This is a genomic window from Cytobacillus eiseniae, assembly GCF_017874625.1.
GTDB classification, from domain to species: Bacteria; Bacillota; Bacilli; order Bacillales; family Cytobacillaceae; genus Cytobacillus; species Cytobacillus eiseniae.
Map to the genome: position 1 here is coordinate 1 of NZ_JAGIKZ010000065.1, position 1027 is coordinate 1027.

The 1027-nt window shown below is 54.2% G+C and carries 1 rRNA gene; it reads left to right on the top strand.

Going from position 1 to position 1027, the window contains the following annotated elements:
- Positions 1–1027 (top strand): 23S ribosomal RNA (locus tag J2Z40_RS19685); the annotation flags it as partial.

Here is a 1027-nt window from a genome sequence, read left to right on the forward strand (position 1 = left end):
GCGAAGCTCTGAATTGAAGCCCCAGTAAACGGCGGCCGTAACTATAACGGTCCTAAGGTAGCGAAATTCCTTGTCGGGTAAGTTCCGACCCGCACGAAAGGCGTAACGATCTGGGCACTGTCTCAACGAGAGACTCGGTGAAATTATAGTACCTGTGAAGATGCAGGTTACCCGCGACAGGACGGAAAGACCCCGTGGAGCTTTACTGTAGCCTGATATTGAATTTCGGTACAGCTTGTACAGGATAGGTAGGAGCCTTGGAAGCCGGAGCGCTAGCTTCGGTGGAGGCATTGGTGGGATACTACCCTGGCTGTATTGAAATTCTAACCCATGCCCCTTATCGGGGCAGGAGACAGTGTCAGGTGGGCAGTTTGACTGGGGCGGTCGCCTCCTAAAGAGTAACGGAGGCGCCCAAAGGTTCCCTCAGAATGGTTGGAAATCATTCGTAGAGTGTAAAGGCATAAGGGAGCTTGACTGCGAGACCTACAAGTCGAGCAGGGACGAAAGTCGGGCTTAGTGATCCGGTGGCACCGCATGGAAGGGCCATCGCTCAACGGATAAAAGCTACCCCGGGGATAACAGGCTTATCTCCCCCAAGAGTCCACATCGACGGGGAGGTTTGGCACCTCGATGTCGGCTCATCGCATCCTGGGGCTGTAGTCGGTCCCAAGGGTTGGGCTGTTCGCCCATTAAAGCGGTACGCGAGCTGGGTTCAGAACGTCGTGAGACAGTTCGGTCCCTATCCGTCGTGGGCGCAGGAAATTTGAGAGGAGCTGTCCTTAGTACGAGAGGACCGGGATGGACGCACCGCTGGTGTACCAGTTGTCTTGCCAAAGGCATCGCTGGGTAGCTATGTGCGGAAGGGATAAGTGCTGAAAGCATCTAAGCATGAAGCCCCCCTCGAGATGAGATTTCCCATAGCGTCAAGCTAGTAAGACCCCTGAAAGATGATCAGGTTGATAGGTTTGGGGTGGAAGCGTGGTGACACGTGGAGCTGACAAATACTAATCGGTCGAGGACTTAACCA